Origin of the sequence: Mesorhizobium sp. ESP7-2 (genome assembly GCF_020164715.1) — a bacterium.
In the GTDB taxonomy this organism is placed as follows: Bacteria; Pseudomonadota; Alphaproteobacteria; order Rhizobiales; family Rhizobiaceae; genus Mesorhizobium.
In genome coordinates this window covers 32,987-50,139 of the sequence record NZ_JAIUGQ010000045.1, presented here as the reverse complement: position 1 = coordinate 50,139, position 17,153 = coordinate 32,987, and the positions used below count along the sequence as shown (strand labels likewise).

The window sequence follows — 17,153 nt, the reverse complement described above, 5'->3', positions numbered from 1 at the left end:
GAGCGCTTCTCAAGCTCGCTGAATCTGGACATGCAAAACCCCCGAAGGTTGCGTCCAACTTTCGGGGGTCAGTTCAGGATCGCTCCCGCGGGGTTCTTTCGAGCTGCGCCCGTTCAGCGGTTGATGATCGGGCAACCACGCTCGTTGGCGAACACGATGACGACACGGTCGCCGTACTGACGGCCCATCACCTTGACCACGCGGCGGTTGGCATCGACGATGCGGGCACGGTGCAGCCCCATGCGCTCGGCCTTGTCGAGGGCGCGGTCCGGCGAGCAGCCGCGGCGCCAGTCGTCGCGGCGCTCATCCCGGCGGTGGCGATAGCCGTCGTCGCCGGCATAGACGCCGAAGCGCGGATCGTTGTTGTTGCCGAAACCAAGATAGAGGCTGTCGGCATGGGCGGGAATGGCCGCCAGCGTGCCGAGGCCGACCAGAGCAGAAAGCGCTGCCGTCTTGATGGTGGTGTACATGGTTCTCTCTCCTTGTTGCGGGCTTGCGCCCGTCCTCGTGAAACCGATGGCGGGAGAATGCACTGGCCTGTCTGAACTATTTACGAACTCGCCGTTCATCTGCGGTTCATGTGGCGCCGGCGGGCGAGGCGCTGGCCGTTTGCAAATCCCTTGCCGGCCCAAATTCCTTGCCGGCCCAGATCTCTTGCCGGCCCAAATCCCTTGCCGCATTGAACGATATTCGCGCCAAACGCCCTGCCCCCTCGCCGGGATCTCGACATCTGCGCGGGTCAAGGCTCGTCGTCGAGCATATAGTCAAAATAGTCTTCCGGCTCGGCCAGCTCGGTCTCGCTCGCCTTGACCCGGCCGCGCATCGAGATGCCGGCCTCGTGCACGGTCTCCGCGCTGCCCGAGACCAACCGGTGCCACCAGTAAAGGTCGCGGCCCTCGGCCACCAGCCGGTAGGCGCAGGTGCTGGGCAGCCAGCTGATGGTGCGCACATTCTGCGGCGTCAGGCCGACGCAATCGGGAACGCGCGCCAGCCGGTTGGCATAGTCGGCACAGCGGCAGCTCTCGGCGTCGAACAACCGGCAGCCGACACTGGTCCAGTAGATTTCACCGGTGTCCTCGTCCTCGAGCTTCGACAGGCAGCACTTGCCGCAGCCGTCGCAGAGCGATTCCCACTCCGTGGGGGTCATCGCTTCCAGCGTCTTGGTTTTCCAGAACGGCGTTTCCATTTCCGGCATGTGGCCCCAGCCGCCGCCAAGGTCAAGCGTGGCGTCAGCCAGAATGGCGCGATAACTCGGCCGAATGACACGAATTTGCCTTCAAAAGGCCGGCCAATAGCCCCGTACGGCCCCTAACGATGGGCCGCTGGAACCAATTTCGTAAAAAGCGGTTTCGGCAAGGATGGGACCCCACAAGGAGAATTTCGATGAAACGCCAACCACGGATTCTGGCAGGCACAGCCCTTGGCCTGTTGATGGCATCCGCGCCGTTAGGCGCGTCCCCGCTTCAGGGGACAGCCGCGTTCGGCCCCATGCAACGCGGCGCTGTGCCTTTGATCCTGGCCCAGGCGGCCTGCGCCGAGGGCGAATCAGCCGAAGCCTGCGCACAGAAGCAGGGCGAGCAGAAGCCCGAGCGCAAGAAGCGTGAGCAGCAGCAGACCGAGCAGGCACCGGCGGCGCAGGCCGCTCCCGCAGCCGAGGACCAACAGCCGCGCAAGAAGAAGCGCGACCAGCAACAGCAGACGGAGTCCGCCCCGGCCGCCCAGCAGCCAGCCCCTGCGGTCGACGAACAGCAGCCGCGCAGGAAGAAGCGCGACCAGCAGCAGCAGACCCAGCAGGCTCCGGCCGCCGAGGCCGCGCCCGCCACCGACCAGCAGCAGCCGCGCAAGAAGAAACGCGACCAGCAGCAGCAGACCCAGCAGGCTCCGGCCGCCGAGGCCGCGCCCGCCACAGACCAGCAGCAGCCGCGCAAGAAGAAGCGTGACCAGCAGCAGCAGCAGACCGAGCAGGCCCCGGCCGCCGAGGCCGCGCCCGCCACCGGCGAGCAGCAGCCGCGCAAGAAGAAACGCGACCAGCAGCAGCAGACCGGGCAGGCCCCGGCCGGCGAGGCGGCTCCTGCCAATGACAACCAGCCGAGCAAGCCCGGCAGGAAACCCAAGCAGGATCAGCAGAAAGAGGCGCCTGCCGCCGTGCCGGAGACCACCCCAACGCCGAAGCAGGCTCCTGCCGGCGAAGCGACGCCGAAGGTTGAACCGGCCCCGGCCGGCGAGCAGCCTCCCGCCCAGGGCGAGCAGGATAAGACGAAGAAGCACGGCAGGAAACCGGCTGGCGAACAGCCTACGACCGGTGAGCAGCCCGCTAACGGCGAACAGCCGCAGACCGGCAGACAGCCCGCCACCGGCGAACAGCCGGCGACCGGACAGCAGCCCGCTACCAATGGGAAAGCCGCGCCTGTCCAAGGCGAAAACCCGGTTCAGGGCGAAGCACCCGCCGACAAGAACGCCGCACCCATTCTAGACAGTCAGAAGGACGCCAGGCGCAAGGGTCGCGGCGAGAACGGCCAGGGCAAGCCTGCCAACCAGAATGGCGGGCAGCAAAACGGTGGGCAGAATGCCCAGCAGGGCGGTGACCAGGGCCGGAAGCCGGCGGTGGCGCCGGTGGATCAGGGGCCGCCTCCAACCAACGACAAGGCCGCCCAGGAGGCGATCAAGCCGGAAAAAGTCGTTCCGGTGACGGAAGAAAAGGGTAAGCGCCTTGATCGCGCCCCCGACGAGAATATCCGTGACCGCCGCCGGCCCAAGGGCGTCGACGTGCTCAAGGAGATCGGCGACCGCGTCATCATCCAGCTCAACGACCAGACGTTCGTCCAGAGCAATGACCGCCCGCGCCTGACCCGCGGCGCCAAGGATGTCTACTACGAGGACCTGCCGCAGGGCCGCACACGCGAGACGGTCGAGCGCGACAATGGGTTCCGGATCGTCACCATCCGCAACCGCTACGGCGACATCCTGCAGCGGTCGCGCATCGCGCCCGACGGTCGCGAATATGTGCTGAGCTATGTCAACGAGCGCAGCTACCAGGACGAAAATGACTGGCGCGATCCCGGCGATGACCTGCCGCCGATGCGGCTGACCATTCCGCGCCGTGATTACATCCTCGATTCCGAGAATGTCGAAAGCCCCGACGACTACTATACCTTCCTCGAACAGCCGCCGGTGGAGAAGGTGCAGCGCCTCTATTCGATCAACGAGGTCAAACGTTCGGCCCGCGTGCGTGACATTGCACGGCGCATCGACCTCGATACGCTGAACTTCGAATTCGGCTCCTCTTCGATCTCCGACACCGAGGTGCAGAAGCTCCAGGGTGTCGCCGACGCCATGGAGAAGCTGTTGAAGAAGAACCCGGCGGAGACCTTCCTGATCGAGGGCCATACAGACGCCGTCGGCACTCCGGAGGCGAACCTTGCTTTGTCGGACCGCCGTGCCGAAGCGGTTGCGGAGGCGCTGACCAATGCCTTCGGCATCCCTCCGGAGAACCTGACGACACAGGGCTATGGCGAGGAGTACCTGAAGGTCGACACCTCGGCGCCAAACCGCGAGAACCGGCGCGTCGCCATCCGCCGCATCACCCCGCTGGTGGCACCGGTGGCGAGCAACGACTGACCCGCGTTTCCAGCGACTTACAGTGATTTCTGGAATCAGGTCGGCAACAAGGTCCCATCCCGGTCAACCGGGGTGGGATGGACTACGAACAGTACGGCCTGGGCCAATAAGATTCGTACAGCCCAAGGGCCGGCTCATTGAATCGACAGGCTTCGCACCCCAGATTCCTGTCTGGGCGTTCCCTGCCCCGTCCCGACTCCAGCGGGACGCATTGAGCCCCGCCGGCCCTCTCCGGCGGGGTTTTTTGCTTCGGGGTGACGTCCGCTAATAGATGCTTTTGACGTTCGTGTCGGAATTCGCAAACACCTCATCCGGCACAAAGAAATCTCCCGCCAGCGGTTCGGTCGCGTCAGGCGCATAGACCGAGAAATCGCTGACGCCCTCGGCGCGCAGCACCTCCTCGTCGATGTAGAAATTCCCCGTCGCCTCGCGCGACGGCCGCATGAAGATCGCATGCGCGGCATCGGCCATGATGTCGGGCGACCGGCTCATCGCCGCCACGGTGGCGCCGCCCGGCAGATTGCGCACCGCCGCCGTGTCGATGGTCGAGATCGGCCACAGCGAATTGACCGCAATGCCATCCTTCGTGAATTCCGCGCTCATGCCCAGAGTGCACATCGACATGCCGAACTTGGCCATGGTGTAGGCGACGTGGTTCTTGAACCATTTGGCCTTCATGTCGAGCGGCGGCGCCAGATTCAGAATGTGAGGGTTCTTAGCCAACTTCAGGTGCGGAATGCACATTTTGGACACGAGAAAGGTGCCGCGCGTGTTGATCTGATGCATCAGGTCGTAGCGCTTCATGTCGGTTTCCAGCGTGCCGGTGAGCTGGATGGCGCTGGCATTGTTGATGCAGATATCGATGCCGCCGAATTTTTCGACGGTTCTGGCGACCGCCTCGGCCACCTGCGCTTCCTCACGGATGTCGCACAGCACCGGCAGCGCCTTGCCGCCCGCCTGCTCGATCTCTTGCGCCGCGCTGTAGATCGTGCCCGGCAGCTTCGGATGCGGCTCGGCGGTCTTGGCCGCAATCGTCACATTGGCGCCGTCGCGCGCGGCGCGCAGCGCGATCGCCAGCCCGATGCCGCGCGACCCGCCGGAGATGAACAGCGTCTTACCCTTGAGCGACATTTTTCCTCCGCCTGCCTACCGTTTTGTCGGCGCGATCCTTGCTCGTGGCGAACCCGGATACAAGGGCTTGCAACTCCAAGCCATGGTGACGCTACGGAGGGTTCCGTGTCACGCCAATGGCAGGGATGTGCCACTACAACAGATTTGGCATATATTCAGAGCATAAGGGCAGACGATCAAATGGCTTTGTCGATCAAAAACAGGAAAGTGGAAGAGCTGGCGCGTGAGCTTGCCCGCGGCCGCGGCATATCGGTGACCGAAGCGATTCGGCAAAGTCTCGAAAGCGACATTGCTCTCTACAGTGTGACCTCTTGGCCGAACGAATCCGATCTGATCATAAAGCCACGGAAATTTCAGATCGCGCAGGTCGGATACCAGAGCGCGACAATCCAATGACGGAAGACGAGATACTCGGTTACGACGAGTTCGGAATCCCGACCAGATAATGCATACTTCGCCCACAGCGTCGCGCCGCTAACCTCTCAGAACTTGGATTGCTAGACCAGCACCAGCCCCTGTCGCATCGCAATAGCGATGGCATCCGTACGATTGGCGGCGCCGAGCTTGATCAGGATCGCGGCGACGTGGAATTTCGCCGTATGCACGGAGATGTTGAGCCGTCGCGCAATGACCTTGTTGGGAGCCCCTTCGGCGAGCAGCGCCAGCACTTCCGCCTCGCGCGGGGACAGCGCTGGCCGGGCGGCGTGCTCGTCCAAAGCTTCATCCTCGAACGGCGCGCCATCGCCGGCGTGGAAATCCTCACGATGTCCAGGCGCGCGGCCATTGCCCGATATGCTGTAGCCAGCGGCGGCCAACCGCGCCGCCGCGGCGATCAGCAGGTCGTCCGCGCCGGCGGGCATGACGGCAGCAGACACCTCGCCGGCAGGCCGCTCGCCGCTGGCGCGCGCCGAGAGCAGCACCCGTGGCACCGAGGCCGGCACGGCGTCACCGCTCCTGTCGTCGACGATCGCCACGTCGGCCCTGCCGGCGCCAACCACCACCGGCAGCAGGTCGTCGCTGGCGGCAAGCGAGGCGGCCAGGCGCTCGGCGCGCCCGGCATCGCCAAGCGCAATCAGCACCACCAGCCGCCGCGAAGCCGCACTGTCGGTCCCGATCCGGTCGCTGGCGAGTGTTTCCATCATTCCTCTCAGCTCAGTGGCTTTTCGCCGATGGTCAGCACGACGTCGCGCTGTTCGCCGCCACGAACGACACCCAACGTCACCGAAGCACCGGCACTGTCAGGCCCGAGCCGGCGGATAAGGTCGCGCGGACCATGCACGGCCTCGCCGTTCCACGCCACGATGATGTCGCCGAGCGAGAGGCCGGCGGCCTTGGCCGGGCCATTGTCGTCGAGGCTCATCACCATTGCGCCATGCGCGTCGCGGTCGCGCACCGGATGCAGGCCGGCGCCGAGATAGCCGCGCGCGACATGGCCCTTTTCACGCAGCGTCGCCACCGCGCGTTCGATCGTCTCGTGGGGCATGACCAGCGCGCGGCCGCGCGGCCCGAACAACAGCATGCCGATCAGCGCGCCCTTGGCGTCGAGCACCGGGCCGCCCTCGAAGCGGCCACCGGCGCCGACGGCAAGGTTGATGCGCCGGTCTATGGTGCCGCCGCGCATCGAGCGCCAGGCCGGCCCGACTTCGCCGACCGAGCCGGACACAGCCAGTGCTGACCCCTGGCTGTTGCCGATGGCAATGGCGATGTTGCCCGGCCGAACGGCATCGGCCTTGGCAAGGACAGGCGCGGTGGCCGCATCGGCCGGCTTCAGCAGGGCGACGCCCGTCGAAGGATCGCGGCCGGTGAGTTCGGCCTTCACAGTGTCGCCGGAGGCCAGCGTCAGTTCGATCTCCTCGCCGGCCTCGACAGCCTCCTCGGCGGTGACGAAATAGCCGTCGCGCCAATGGAAGGCACTGGCCGTGCGGTGGTGATGGGTGGCGAAGCTCGCCGTCGCGGGGGCCGCTTTCGCGGCCAGATCGGCGATGGCGTCTGAAAACGCGCTCAGATTGAAGTCGCTCATAAGGGTCTCCTGGGTTTCTTGCATGTCCCAGATATCGCTCGACGGCGCGCCTGCAGGTACTCGCCTGACGGCTAGTTACGGGTTCGACTGGCCATCTGGTCAGGTCGCGGCGGTTCGGACCGCTCCGCACATATAGTGCGTGTCGCGCAAAAGTGCTCACCGGTTTTGGGACAACGACACGCATAAAGGAAACGCATCGTTGTGCCTGAAACACGGAGCCCCGCTCATGGCCCTCGCCGCCCAGAAATTCGAAACTGACGACACACTTCTCGACGGCACGCTGCTCGACGCTTATTCGACGACTGTCGCGGATGCGGTCGACCGCATCGGCCCGGCTGTCTGCCGCATCGAGCGCATCGGCGGCCCGGGCGGCCATGGCTCGGGCTTCGTCATCACGCCGGACGGGCTGGTCGTCACCAATTTCCATGTCGTGGGTGACGCCAGGACGGTGCGCGTGTCGATGCCCGACGGCGCCTCCAGCGAGGGCCGCGTGCTCGGCAGCGACCCCGACACCGACATCGCCCTGGTGCGCGCCGACGGCAGCTTCGCCGATGTGGCGCCGCTCGGCGATTCCAAGCGGCTGCGGCGCGGCCAGATCGCGATTGCCATCGGCAATCCTCTGGGCTTCGAATGGACCGTCACCTCAGGCGTCGTCTCGGCACTCGGCCGGTCGATGCGCGCTTCCACCGGCAGGCTGATCGACGACGTCATCCAGACCGACGCCGCGCTCAACCCCGGCAATTCCGGTGGGCCGCTGGTGTCGTCGGCGGGCGAAGTGATCGGCGTCAACACGGCCATGATCCACGGCGCGCAAGGCATCGCCTTCGCCGTCGCTTCCAACACGGCGAACTTCGTCATTTCGGAGATCATCCGCTTCGGCCGCGTGCGCCGCGCCTTCATAGGCATCTCCGCCGACGCCGTAAACCTGCCGCGCCGCGCAGCGCTGTTGTCGCAGGTGTCGACCAGCACGGCCGTGCGGCTGCGCAGCGTCGAGAAGGATGGACCGGCGGCTAAGGCCGGTCTCAAGGAAGGCGACATCATCGCCGCCATTGACGGGCGCCCGGTGACCGGCGTCGACGATCTCGTGCGCATGCTCGACGCCGGGCGCATCGGCCGCGAGACGCTGTGCACGGTGGTGCGCCGCACGGGCGTCAGCCAGGTGGTGGTAACGCCGGTGGCTAGGGCTGGTTGAGCATCACCCTCACACCCCCGCCGCGCCTTCCGCATACTGCGCCAAAAACTCCTCGCTGGGCGAGATCGGCTTGATGACGTCGATCAGCACTCCGTTGGGGTCCCTGGTGATGAAGTGGCGCTGGCCGAAGGGCTCGTCGCGCAGCGTGCGCAGGATCGGCAGGCCGGCAGCAAGTATCCGCTCATAGACCGCATCGGGATCGCGGACCTCGAAATTGATCAGCAGGCCCGAGGTCCGCCCCCGCCCCTCCTCGGGGATCGTCTCGTGGTCGCCCTGGACGATGCCGAGATTGACCCTGCGATTGTCCACCGATTGCAGATGCACGTACCAGTCGCTCGTAAACAGCGGCTGGAAGCCGAAATGCCTGACGTAAAATGCCGCCGTGCCGGCGACATCGCCGGTCATCAGCACCGGGTAGTAGCTCGTCGTCTTCATCTTTCCTTCTCTCGCCAGTTAACATACAGTCTGCATGTAAATTGAATTAACATACAGGCTGCATGTATGCAACAGGAAACCGGCCGCCGATCGAACCGCGACCGCACCGAGGCGACACGCGCCGACCTGATCGCGGCGGCGCGGAAACTGTTTACGGAGAAGTCCTATGCCGAGACCGGCACGCCGGAGATCGTCGCCGCCGCCGGCGTCACGCGTGGCGCGCTCTACCACCACTTTGCCGACAAGCAGGCGCTTTTCGCCGCTGTCGTCGAACAGGAAGCGGCGACGGTGGCCCGGGAGATCGACCGCGCCTCCCCGCCTTCGCGCGGTGCCCGCGATGCGCTGATTGCCGGTTCGGATGCCTATCTCGCCGCCATGCGCGTGCCCGGCCGCACGCGGCTGTTGCTGCTCGATGGCCCGGCCGTGCTCGGCCGCGCCGCCATGGATGCGATCGACAACCGCCACGGCAACCGCTCATTGCGCGAGGGCCTGGTCGTGTCGATGCGGACGCAGTCGATGAAAAGGCTGCCGCCGGAAGCGCTGACCGCCCTGCTTGGCTCGGCCTTCGACCGCGCGGCGCTCGCCATCGAGGCCGGTGCATCAGCCGAGGACTACCGCGCCGTTCTCATGGCACTGATAGACGGACTGTCGCGCGCCTGAAGTGCTTCATCGGTTCACAAAGCAAAGTTGATCACGCAGTCGCTGCCCTGTTGCGGGCGACGATTTCGTCGTGTGTCAGCTTGTCGCCGGCTGCCATGAACTCCTTGATCAACGCATCACGATTGCCGGGAGCGCGGGATTTGTCGGCCGATTGCAGTGCCGCCGTCAGTTGGTCCCTCGTCAGCTCGGTACAATAGGCGGGAGTGCCGGGCTGCTGACGCCAGGAATCGACAAGGCTCCCTGAGTCCAGCGCCTCAAAGCCCGTGGCCTCTACCAATTCCATGGCCGTGGCCTTAGCCTCATAATCGTCACCGGCGACCGGAATGGCGATACGTCCGGATGCTCCGGCCGGCAGTCCTTTGTCGGACAGCGTCGCCGCCAAAACGGCGTTCCAGGCTTTGACGACGGGACGAGCGATCTGCTCACTGACCCAGACGGTCTCAGGTTTGCCGCCATCGACCTCGGCGATCGCACCGTCGCGCAACGGATAGTAGTTGGAGGTGTCGATCACGACGACATCGGTCGGCACCCCGTCGAACAGGTTGGCGAGATCCGGATAGTTCGCGAACGGGATCGAAAGAACGATCACCGCGACGTTTCGCACCGCTTCCTCCTTCGTCGCAGCGGCAGCGCCAACGTCCTGGGCAAGATCGCGGATGGTGTCCGGTCCCTTCGAATTGGCGAGCTTGACCTCGTGTCCACAGGCGGCGAGCTTTCGCGCCAATGTGGCGCCGATGTTTCCAGCCCCGATGATTGCGATCTTCATTCGATGTCCTTTCGCGAGTAAAACCAACACCCGTCAGACCGGTAGCCCGAGCTGCTTTCTCAAGCTCTTGTCGAATGCGGATGCGGGAACGAAACGGCGCAGGAAACTGACCTGGCGCGCCACTTTTCCCGCCGCATAGCGCCTCTTCGGAGTGGCGTCGATCGCAGCCGCCAAAACGACCTTGGCTATCACTTCGGGCTCATCACCTTTTTCCATCGATTTCCGCACGGCCACGGTCATGCCGGCCCGCGCGGAATCATAGAGATCCAGCACCTGATCGGGAGCGGCGAGATTCTCCTCGAACCCCGTGCGGGTATAGGCAGGCTCGACCAGCGCAACGCGAATGCCGAACGGACGCAGTTCGTGGTCGAGTGATTCGGAATAGCCCTCGATGGCATGTTTGGTCGACGCATAAAGCGCGAAATAGGGAGCCGGGATGAACCCTTGTACGGAACTCAAATTGACGATCCTGCCTTTGCCCTGGCGTCGCATTGCCGGCAACACCGCATTGGTCACGCGCAACACGCCGAAGACGTTCACATCGAACAACGCCTTGGCCTGGGCGATCGAGGACTCCTCCGCGCCGCCGAACAGGCCCATTCCGGCATTGTTGACGAGCAGGTCGATACGTCCGGCCTTGGCCAGCACGTCGTCGACCAGCTTCGCCACGGACGCCTCATCGGTCACGTCGCAGGTCAGCATGGTGACGCCGTCGGATCTCTCGCCCGCCGCGCGACGGCTGGTTCCGAACACGCGAAAGCCCGCGTCCAGCAGGGCTTTGGCCGTTGCGTGCCCGATGCCGGAGGATGCCCCGGTCACCAGGGCGACGCCGGGATTGGTCTTGTTCATGGAAGCTCCTTCTTCAAGCTGGGTTTGCGTTTCGAAAATATGGCCCGCTGGTCGGCTCAGGACCGGTCAGCGGCTCAATAACCGGCCCCTCCGGCGCCCGCGCCGGCGGGTCTGTCCATCCAGCGCCGGAACAACGCACTGGCGTTCACGCCGCCAAAGCCGAAGCCATTGGAGATCGCGTAGTCCATCTCCATTGGCCGCGTGTGGTTTGCGACGAAGTCGATCCCGTCGCCGGCAGGATCGGGGGCGCTCAGATTGAGCGTCGGCGGTGCGACCTGGTCCCGGAGAGCCAGCACCGTGAAGATGGCCCCAAGCCCGCCGGCGGCGCCGAGCAGGTGTCCGGTCGCCGACTTCGTTCCGCTGACGGCTATGGCGAAATCTGTCCCGAAAACCCTCTTGATCGCCGCGATTTCCCCCAGGTCGCCGACTGGCGTTGACGTGGCGTGCGCATTGAGGTGGCTGACCTCCCGTGCCGAAATACCGGCTTGGGCAATCGCGATCTCCATCGCCCGGCGAGCCCCGTCGCCATCCTCGGGACCGGACGTGATGTGATAAGCGTCCGCCGTCGTGCCGTAGCCGACGAGTTCGGCCAGCGGTTTGGCGCCCCGCGCAAGCGCGTGGCTCAAGGCCTCGATGACCAGGATGCCGGCTCCTTCGCCCATGACGAAGCCGTCACGCAGCATGTCGAAGGGGCGGGACGCCTGATCGGGGCGGTGATTGAAAGAGGTCGAAAGAGAGCGTGCCGCGGCAAAGCCGCCGAGGCTGACCGTATTCATGCAGGCTTCCGTTCCGCCGCAGACCGCGATGTCGGCCTCATTGGCGCGGATGAGACGCGCCGCATCGCCTATCGCCTGGATGCCGGCCGCGCACGCCGTCACCGGAGCGCCGAGCGGGCCCTTGAACCCGTATCGGATCGAAATTTGTCCCGCCGCCATGTTCACCAGGAAAGATGGCACAGTGAACGGCGAGAGACGCCGAACACCGCGCTGGTCGACGGTTCGCACGGCCTCGGTTATCGCGGGAAATCCTCCGATACCCGAAGCGATGATCGTCGCGGTGCGGGCCCTGTCATCGTCCGAGACCGGCTTCCACCTCGCCTGGGCCAGCGCCTCTTCCGCCGCCGCCAGTGCGAAGAGAATGAAGCGGTCCACCCTGCGCTGTTCCTTCGGAACCAGGACGGTGTCTGGATCGAAGCCGGCTTCGGGGTCGTCCCGCAGGGTGGGGACCATTCCGCCGACCTTCGCCGGCAGGTCTCCCACCATTTCACCCGGCAGGCTCCGAATGCCCGAACGACCTGCCAGGAGCCGCGACCAGGAGGTCGCCACGTTGGCCCCGAGGGGGCTGATTGCTCCCATGCCTGTAATGACGATACGACGCATGTCTACTCCGGCTTCTGTTTGATCCGTTCGCGCGACGGCGCCGTGCTGACGCTCGATCGCGATCACCGCCTCTATTCCTGCGCGGCCGCTATTCGCCTGACTTCGCCGGCGGCGACATCGAGAAAACGCTGCGACATCTCTTCATCCCCAAGGATACGGGAGAGCGTCACGGCCCCCACCATGAGCGATAGCATCGCCATGGCCTTGCGATGAGTTTTTGGACCTTCCGCCGCCGGCATCAATTCGTCGAGAACCTCGAGGTGAGCTGCGATCCCATCCTGGAAGGGGCTCCTCACTTCCTCGCTTTGACGCGCCGCGTCCGAACCAAGCGCAACCAATGGACAACCGTCGCTCTTCTCTTCGCGATGTCCCAGCGAAAGGTAGAGGCCGATAACGGCTTCAAGGGGATCAGGGCTTCCGGCAGCAACAGCCGACCATCTGCGGGTCGCGTGTTCCATCGCTCGTCTCGATGCCTGCGCTGCCAAGTCGTCCTTGGATTCGAACTGCTTGTAGAAGGCGCCTTGGGTCAGCCCGGCACCCTTCATCAGATCCTTCAGCCCAATGCCATCGAAGCCGTGCTCTCGAAAAAGCCGGCTTGCCACATCGATCACGGTTTGCCGGTTCTGCTCGGCCTGACTGCGACTTACGCGCATCGTCATCTCCTTTTTTAGATTGCGTTCGAAATCTATATCAGGTATAGAGTGTGAATGCAATCTATTTTAACAGGAGGCGACGGGCATGAAAAAGAAACACGTTATTGGGCTGGGGAGCATTTTGGTCGCGGGATTAGGAATGGCGGCATTCGTCACACTTTCCATTCGCACGCAGGCAGCTTCCGCAGCGGGCGACCCGAGGCTGGAACCACCGATCGTCAGACTGGTGACGCCAGTGGGGGTGACGGGATCCGAACGCGGCTTCACGGGTACAATTGCCGCGCGGGTGCAGAGCAATCTTGGTTTTCGTGTACCCGGCAAGATCATCGAGCGCCTTGTAAATGTCGGCGAACAGGTCAAGGCGGGCCAACCGCTGCTGCGGATCGATGATACCGATTTGGCCCTTGCGCTCGCCGCCAAGCGCAACGCTGTCGCCGCGGCACGCGCTGTCCTGGTTCAGACCAGTGCGGACGAAAAGCGCTATGCCGTTCTGGTCAAGAAGGAGTTGGCAGCAACCCCGCAGCGTTACGAGCAGGCGAAGGCAGCACTTGATACCGCGACCGCACAGCTTGCCGCCGCGGAAGCGGAAGCGAAGGTCGCGGAGAACGAGGCGGCCTATTCCGTCTTGGACGCGAACGCGGATGGGACGGTCGTCGAAACGCTTGGCGAGCCGGGACAGGTTGTCACTGCGGGACAGACCGTGGTTCGGATCGCGAACGCCGGCCCACGCGAGGCGGTGGTCGCGCTTCCCGAAACGATCCGGCCGGCGATCGGATCGGTAGCCGAGGCAGGCTTGTATGGAACCGATGGGCGGCATTTTACGGCGCATCTTCGGCAGTTGTCGGACGCCGCCGATCCCCAGACTCGCACCTATGAGGCCCGTTATGTGCTCGACGGTGAGGCGGCTGCGGCACCGCTTGGCGCGACGGTGACCATCCGGCTTGCAAGCCAGGCAAGTCAAACGGAAGTCCAGGTGCCGCTCGGAGCCGTGCTGGATGATGGCCAGAAGACCGGCGTTTGGAGCTTGGACGGCGCAACCTCGACCGTACACTTTCGGCCCGTCAAGCTTGTTCGTGTAACCAGTGAAACCGCCGTGATCTCCGGGCTGAGCTCTGGTGATTCGATTGTTTCGCTCGGCGCTCATCTCCTGCAGGAAGGCGCTCGCGTCAGGACTGTCTCTGAAGGCAGGAGCAACTGATGACCCTCAATTTTTCCGCGATCGCCGTTCGCGAGCGAGCCGTCACCCTTTTCTTCATTATTCTGCTCGTCGCCGCCGGCGCCTACGCCTTCCTCATGCTTGGACGGGCAGAGGATCCCAACTTCACCATCAAGACGCTGACGGTCACGACGGTATGGCCGGGCGCGACGGCGCGCGAGATGCAGGACCTCGTCGCCGAACCGTTGGAGAAGCGACTTCAGGAACTGACCTGGTACGACCGGGTCGAAACGACAACACGGCCAGGCTATGCGTATTTGACGGTCACGCTGAAGGACAGCACACCGCCATCCAGCGTGCAGGAGGAGTTCTACCAGGCCCGTAAGAAACTCGGCGATGAAGCCCGCAATCTGCCGCCCGGCGTGCTCGGCCCCTTCGTCAACGACGAATATTCCGATGTGAGTTTCGCTCTTTACGCCCTCGAGGCGAAGGGCTTGCCGATGCGGGAACTCGCCAGGCAAGCCGAGACCATTCGCCAGGACCTTCTGCATGTGCCTGGCGTCAAGAAGATCAACATCCTCGGCGAACGTCCCGAGCAGATATTCGTCGAGTTTTCCTATGCCAAGCTGGCAACCCTCGGCGTGTCGGCGCAGGATATCGTTGCCGCCTTGCAGCGCCAGAATACCGTCACACCGGCGGGCTCGATCGATACCCAAGGGCCGCAGGTCTTCATCAGGGTCAATGGCGCTTATGACAGTGTCCAGACGATCGCCGACACGCCGATCGTCGCTGCGGGACGGACGTTGAAGCTCTCCGACATCGCCGAGGTCCGGCGCGGCTACGAGGATCCTGCCACCTACGTCATCCGTCACCAGGGCGAGCCGACCATCATGCTCGCGGCGGTGATGCAGGAGGGCTGGAATGGTCTCGAGCTCGGCAAGGCGCTGGAGGAGAGATCGGCGGCGATTGCACAGACGCTGCCTCTCGGGATGACGCTGGCCAAGGTCAGCGATCAGGCCGTGAACATCGGCTCGTCGGTGAACGAGTTCATGCTCAAATTCGCGATGGCGCTCGGCGTGGTGCTGCTGATCGCCCTGATCAGCATGGGTTGGCGCGTCGGCATCGTCGTGGCGGCCGCCGTTCCTCTGACGCTTGCAGTCGTGTTCCTGATCATGCTGGAAACCGGCCGGTTCTTCGACCGCATCACGCTCGGCGCCCTCATCCTGGCGCTCGGCCTTCTCGTGGACGACGCCATCATCGCCATCGAGGTGATGGTGGTGAAAATGGAAGAGGGCATGGACCGCATCAAGGCGGCGGCCTATGCCTGGAGCCATACCGCGGCGCCGATGCTGTCGGGCACGCTGGTGACGATCGCCGGGTTCCTACCGGTGGGCTTCGCGCGCTCGACGGCCGGCGAATATGCCGGAAATATCTTCTGGGTCGTGGGCTTCGCCCTCATCGTCTCCTGGGTCGTCGCTGTGGTCTTCACCCCGTATATGGGCGTCAAGATGCTGCCCGCGATCAAACCGGTCGAAGGCGGCGTCCACGCCATATACGATACACCGAACTATCGGCGCCTTCGCCGGCTCATCACCTTTGCCGTGCGCCACAAGTTTGTGACCTGCGCTGCCGTCGGCATCGTCTTCGCGCTTTCGGTTGTCGGCATGAGCGGTCTCAAGCAGCAGTTCTTCCCCACGTCCGACCGCCCTGAAGTGCTGGTCGAGGTTCGCCTGCCGGAAGGCACCAGCATCGAGACGACGACCGCCACGGTCGAGAAGCTGGAACACTGGCTTGGCGGCCAGCCGGAGGCCAAGATCGTGACGAGCTATGTCGGTCAGGGCGCTCCCCGCTTCTTCTTTGCCATGGCGCCGGAACTGCCGGATCCCGCCTTCGCCAAAATCGTCGTGCTGACACCGGACGCGGCGGCGCGCGAGGCCTTGAAGCGCCGGCTCCGTGAAGCGGTTGCGACAGGGCTTGCCCCCGAAGCGAACGTCCGCGTCACGCAACTCGTGTTCGGACCCTACACGCCATTCCCGGTCGAGTTCCGGGTCATGGGACCTGATCCCGCGCAATTGTACGCCATCTCTGAGAAAGCCCTCGACGTCATGCGCGGCGTGCCGGACGTGCGGCAGGCCAGTCGCGACTGGGGCAATCGCACGCCGGTGCTGCGCTTCATACCCGATCAGGATAGACTGAACCTCATCGGCCTGTCGCCGGCGGAGGTGGCCCAGCAACTCCAGTTCCTCCTCACTGGCATCCCGGTCACGCAGGTCCGCGAAGACATCCGCAATGTCCCCATCGTGGCACGCAGCGCCGGCGGCGAGCGACTGGATCCATCGCGTCTGGCGGATTTCTCGCTGATGAGCCGGGACGGCCGCCAGATCCCGCTCGACCAGATCGGCCACTCGGAAATCCGTCTGGAAGAGCCGATCCTGAAGCGGCGTGATCGCACGCCGGTCATCACGATCCGCTCGGACATCAACGAGGCGACCCAGCCTCCAGAAGTGTCCAAGGAGATCATGGAGGCCCTTCAGCCGCTGATTAAATCCCTGCCTGCCGGCTATCGCATCGAAATGGGTGGATCGATCGAGGAGGCAACCAAGGCCAACACAGCGCTGGGCAAGGTCTTCCCCGTCATGATCGCCGCCATGCTGATCGTCATCATACTGCAGGTGCGATCCTTCTCGACGATGGCGATGGTCATGCTGACGGCACCGCTCGGCCTCGTTGGCGTCGTGCCGATGTTGCTGGTCTTCAACCAGCCCTTCGGGTTCAACGCCATTCTGGGCCTGATAGGACTGGCGGGCATCCTGATGCGCAACACGTTGATCCTGACCGAACAGATCAAGGAGAACCGTGCCGCCGGTCTTGACGACTATCACGCGGTCATCGAGGCCACGGTGCAACGCACGAGGCCGGTGATCCTGACCGCACTTGCCGCCGTGCTGGCCTTCATCCCGCTGACGCACTCGGTCTTCTGGGGATCGATGGCCTACACGCTGATCGGCGGCACGGCGGCCGGCACGGTGCTGATCCTGCTGTTCCTCCCTGCGCTCTATGTCGCGTGGTTCCGGATCAAACCGACCACGGATGAGCTCCGTGAGGATTCGACGGAGCAACAACCGGAAGTGCCAGCAGCAATGGCGGCCGAATAAGAGTCTGTTGTCGCAGGAGACGGTTCAAGTTCTTGCCCGTTGGCTTTGCCTGGACACATGCAGGGCCAACGGCACGAACTTACCGCTTACAGATGATCCTTCATTCGAGTCCGGCAGTTTCGCTTCATCAATTCTGGAG

16 protein-coding genes are annotated in these 17,153 nt (G+C 64.3%); 6 read left to right on the top strand and 10 right to left on the bottom strand.

The features are described from left to right. Positions 1 to 113: 113 nt before the first annotated feature. Positions 114 to 470: a hypothetical protein gene (locus tag LB543_RS29165; protein WP_140761277.1), complete on the bottom strand. Its 357-nt coding sequence runs from the start codon at positions 468 to 470 to the stop codon at positions 114 to 116. A gap of 269 nt (positions 471 to 739) precedes the next feature. Further along, positions 740 to 1,186: a YcgN family cysteine cluster protein gene (locus tag LB543_RS29160; protein ID WP_224616616.1), complete on the bottom strand. Its 447-nt coding sequence runs from the start codon at positions 1,184 to 1,186 to the stop codon at positions 740 to 742. A 197-nt stretch (positions 1,187 to 1,383) separates the two neighbouring features. On the opposite strand from LB543_RS29160, the gene LB543_RS29155 reads away from it, so the two are divergent. After that, positions 1,384 to 3,618 carry an OmpA family protein gene (locus LB543_RS29155; RefSeq protein ID WP_224616615.1) on the top strand — a complete coding sequence of 745 codons (2,235 nt, stop codon included), beginning with the start codon at positions 1,384 to 1,386 and terminating at the stop codon, positions 3,616 to 3,618. A gap of 264 nt (positions 3,619 to 3,882) precedes the next feature. Here the strand turns inward: LB543_RS29155 and LB543_RS29150 are convergent, their stop codons facing one another. Continuing rightward, positions 3,883 to 4,749, bottom strand: a complete 867-nt coding sequence (locus tag LB543_RS29150; RefSeq protein WP_224616612.1) for an SDR family oxidoreductase — start codon at positions 4,747 to 4,749, stop codon at positions 3,883 to 3,885. A gap of 180 nt (positions 4,750 to 4,929) precedes the next feature. Between LB543_RS29150 and LB543_RS29145 the strand changes: the two genes are divergently transcribed. Beyond that, positions 4,930 to 5,145: a type II toxin-antitoxin system VapB family antitoxin gene (locus LB543_RS29145; RefSeq protein WP_224616611.1), complete on the top strand. Its 216-nt coding sequence runs from the start codon at positions 4,930 to 4,932 to the stop codon at positions 5,143 to 5,145. 101 nt (positions 5,146 to 5,246) lie between these two features. Here the strand turns inward: LB543_RS29145 and LB543_RS29140 are convergent, their stop codons facing one another. Together LB543_RS29140 and LB543_RS29135 are read right to left on the bottom strand one after the other, a co-directional pair. Continuing rightward, a complete protein-coding gene (locus tag LB543_RS29140) occupies positions 5,247 to 5,888 on the bottom strand; it encodes a helix-turn-helix transcriptional regulator (protein WP_224616614.1) in 642 nt (213 codons plus the stop codon). A gap of 8 nt (positions 5,889 to 5,896) precedes the next feature. After that, positions 5,897 to 6,769, bottom strand: a complete 873-nt coding sequence (locus tag LB543_RS29135) for a S1C family serine protease (RefSeq protein ID WP_224616610.1) — start codon at positions 6,767 to 6,769, stop codon at positions 5,897 to 5,899. A gap of 226 nt (positions 6,770 to 6,995) precedes the next feature. Between LB543_RS29135 and LB543_RS29130 the strand changes: the two genes are divergently transcribed. Continuing rightward, positions 6,996 to 7,961, top strand: coding sequence for a S1C family serine protease (locus tag LB543_RS29130; RefSeq protein WP_224616609.1), 966 nt, complete (start codon positions 6,996 to 6,998; stop codon positions 7,959 to 7,961). Between the two features lie 9 nt (positions 7,962 to 7,970). Here the strand turns inward: LB543_RS29130 and LB543_RS29125 are convergent, their stop codons facing one another. Further along, a complete protein-coding gene (locus tag LB543_RS29125; RefSeq protein ID WP_224596155.1) occupies positions 7,971 to 8,396 on the bottom strand; it encodes a VOC family protein in 426 nt (141 codons plus the stop codon). Positions 8,397 to 8,462: 66 nt separating this feature from the next. Between LB543_RS29125 and LB543_RS29120 the strand changes: the two genes are divergently transcribed. Then, entirely contained in the window at positions 8,463 to 9,056 is a 594-nt protein-coding gene (locus LB543_RS29120; RefSeq protein WP_224616608.1) for a TetR/AcrR family transcriptional regulator, read from the top strand. A gap of 31 nt (positions 9,057 to 9,087) precedes the next feature. Here the strand turns inward: LB543_RS29120 and LB543_RS29115 are convergent, their stop codons facing one another. From LB543_RS29115 to LB543_RS29100, 4 genes are all read right to left on the bottom strand, one after another. Then, positions 9,088 to 9,822: an NADPH-dependent F420 reductase gene (locus LB543_RS29115; protein ID WP_224616607.1), complete on the bottom strand. Its 735-nt coding sequence runs from the start codon at positions 9,820 to 9,822 to the stop codon at positions 9,088 to 9,090. A 33-nt stretch (positions 9,823 to 9,855) separates the two neighbouring features. Beyond that, entirely contained in the window at positions 9,856 to 10,671 is an 816-nt protein-coding gene (locus tag LB543_RS29110) for an oxidoreductase (protein ID WP_224616606.1), read from the bottom strand. A gap of 74 nt (positions 10,672 to 10,745) precedes the next feature. Next, positions 10,746 to 12,050, bottom strand: a complete 1,305-nt coding sequence (fabF, locus tag LB543_RS29105; RefSeq protein ID WP_224616613.1) for a beta-ketoacyl-ACP synthase II — start codon at positions 12,048 to 12,050, stop codon at positions 10,746 to 10,748. Positions 12,051 to 12,121: 71 nt separating this feature from the next. Beyond that, positions 12,122 to 12,703, bottom strand: coding sequence for a TetR family transcriptional regulator (locus LB543_RS29100; RefSeq protein ID WP_140761313.1), 582 nt, complete (start codon positions 12,701 to 12,703; stop codon positions 12,122 to 12,124). Positions 12,704 to 12,788: 85 nt separating this feature from the next. Here LB543_RS29100 and LB543_RS29095 point away from each other — a divergent pair, with 85 nt between their 5' ends. Continuing rightward, on the top strand, positions 12,789 to 13,901 hold the full coding sequence (locus LB543_RS29095) for an efflux RND transporter periplasmic adaptor subunit (protein WP_224616605.1): 1,113 nt from the start codon (positions 12,789 to 12,791) through the stop codon (positions 13,899 to 13,901). After that, on the top strand, positions 13,901 to 17,014 hold the full coding sequence (locus LB543_RS29090) for an efflux RND transporter permease subunit (protein ID WP_224616604.1): 3,114 nt from the start codon (positions 13,901 to 13,903) through the stop codon (positions 17,012 to 17,014). Before LB543_RS29095 ends, LB543_RS29090 begins: the two co-directional genes overlap by 1 nt. The last annotated feature ends 139 nt before the right edge of the window (positions 17,015 to 17,153 follow it).

Coding starts and splice junctions, on each gene's coding strand:
- LB543_RS29165 (WP_140761277.1), bottom strand. CDS start 470: ATGTACACCACCATCAAGACGGCAGCGCTTTCTGCTCTGGTCGGCCTC.
- LB543_RS29160 (WP_224616616.1), bottom strand. CDS start 1,186: ATGGAAACGCCGTTCTGGAAAACCAAGACGCTGGAAGCGATGACCCCC.
- LB543_RS29155 (WP_224616615.1), top strand. CDS start 1,384: ATGAAACGCCAACCACGGATTCTGGCAGGCACAGCCCTTGGCCTGTTG.
- LB543_RS29150 (WP_224616612.1), bottom strand. CDS start 4,749: ATGTCGCTCAAGGGTAAGACGCTGTTCATCTCCGGCGGGTCGCGCGGC.
- LB543_RS29145 (WP_224616611.1), top strand. CDS start 4,930: ATGGCTTTGTCGATCAAAAACAGGAAAGTGGAAGAGCTGGCGCGTGAG.
- LB543_RS29140 (WP_224616614.1), bottom strand. CDS start 5,888: ATGGAAACACTCGCCAGCGACCGGATCGGGACCGACAGTGCGGCTTCG.
- LB543_RS29135 (WP_224616610.1), bottom strand. CDS start 6,769: ATGAGCGACTTCAATCTGAGCGCGTTTTCAGACGCCATCGCCGATCTG.
- LB543_RS29130 (WP_224616609.1), top strand. CDS start 6,996: ATGGCCCTCGCCGCCCAGAAATTCGAAACTGACGACACACTTCTCGAC.
- LB543_RS29125 (WP_224596155.1), bottom strand. CDS start 8,396: ATGAAGACGACGAGCTACTACCCGGTGCTGATGACCGGCGATGTCGCC.
- LB543_RS29120 (WP_224616608.1), top strand. CDS start 8,463: ATGCAACAGGAAACCGGCCGCCGATCGAACCGCGACCGCACCGAGGCG.
- LB543_RS29115 (WP_224616607.1), bottom strand. CDS start 9,822: ATGAAGATCGCAATCATCGGGGCTGGAAACATCGGCGCCACATTGGCG.
- LB543_RS29110 (WP_224616606.1), bottom strand. CDS start 10,671: ATGAACAAGACCAATCCCGGCGTCGCCCTGGTGACCGGGGCATCCTCC.
- fabF (WP_224616613.1), bottom strand. CDS start 12,050: ATGCGTCGTATCGTCATTACAGGCATGGGAGCAATCAGCCCCCTCGGG.
- LB543_RS29100 (WP_140761313.1), bottom strand. CDS start 12,703: ATGCGCGTAAGTCGCAGTCAGGCCGAGCAGAACCGGCAAACCGTGATC.
- LB543_RS29095 (WP_224616605.1), top strand. CDS start 12,789: ATGAAAAAGAAACACGTTATTGGGCTGGGGAGCATTTTGGTCGCGGGA.
- LB543_RS29090 (WP_224616604.1), top strand. CDS start 13,901: ATGACCCTCAATTTTTCCGCGATCGCCGTTCGCGAGCGAGCCGTCACC.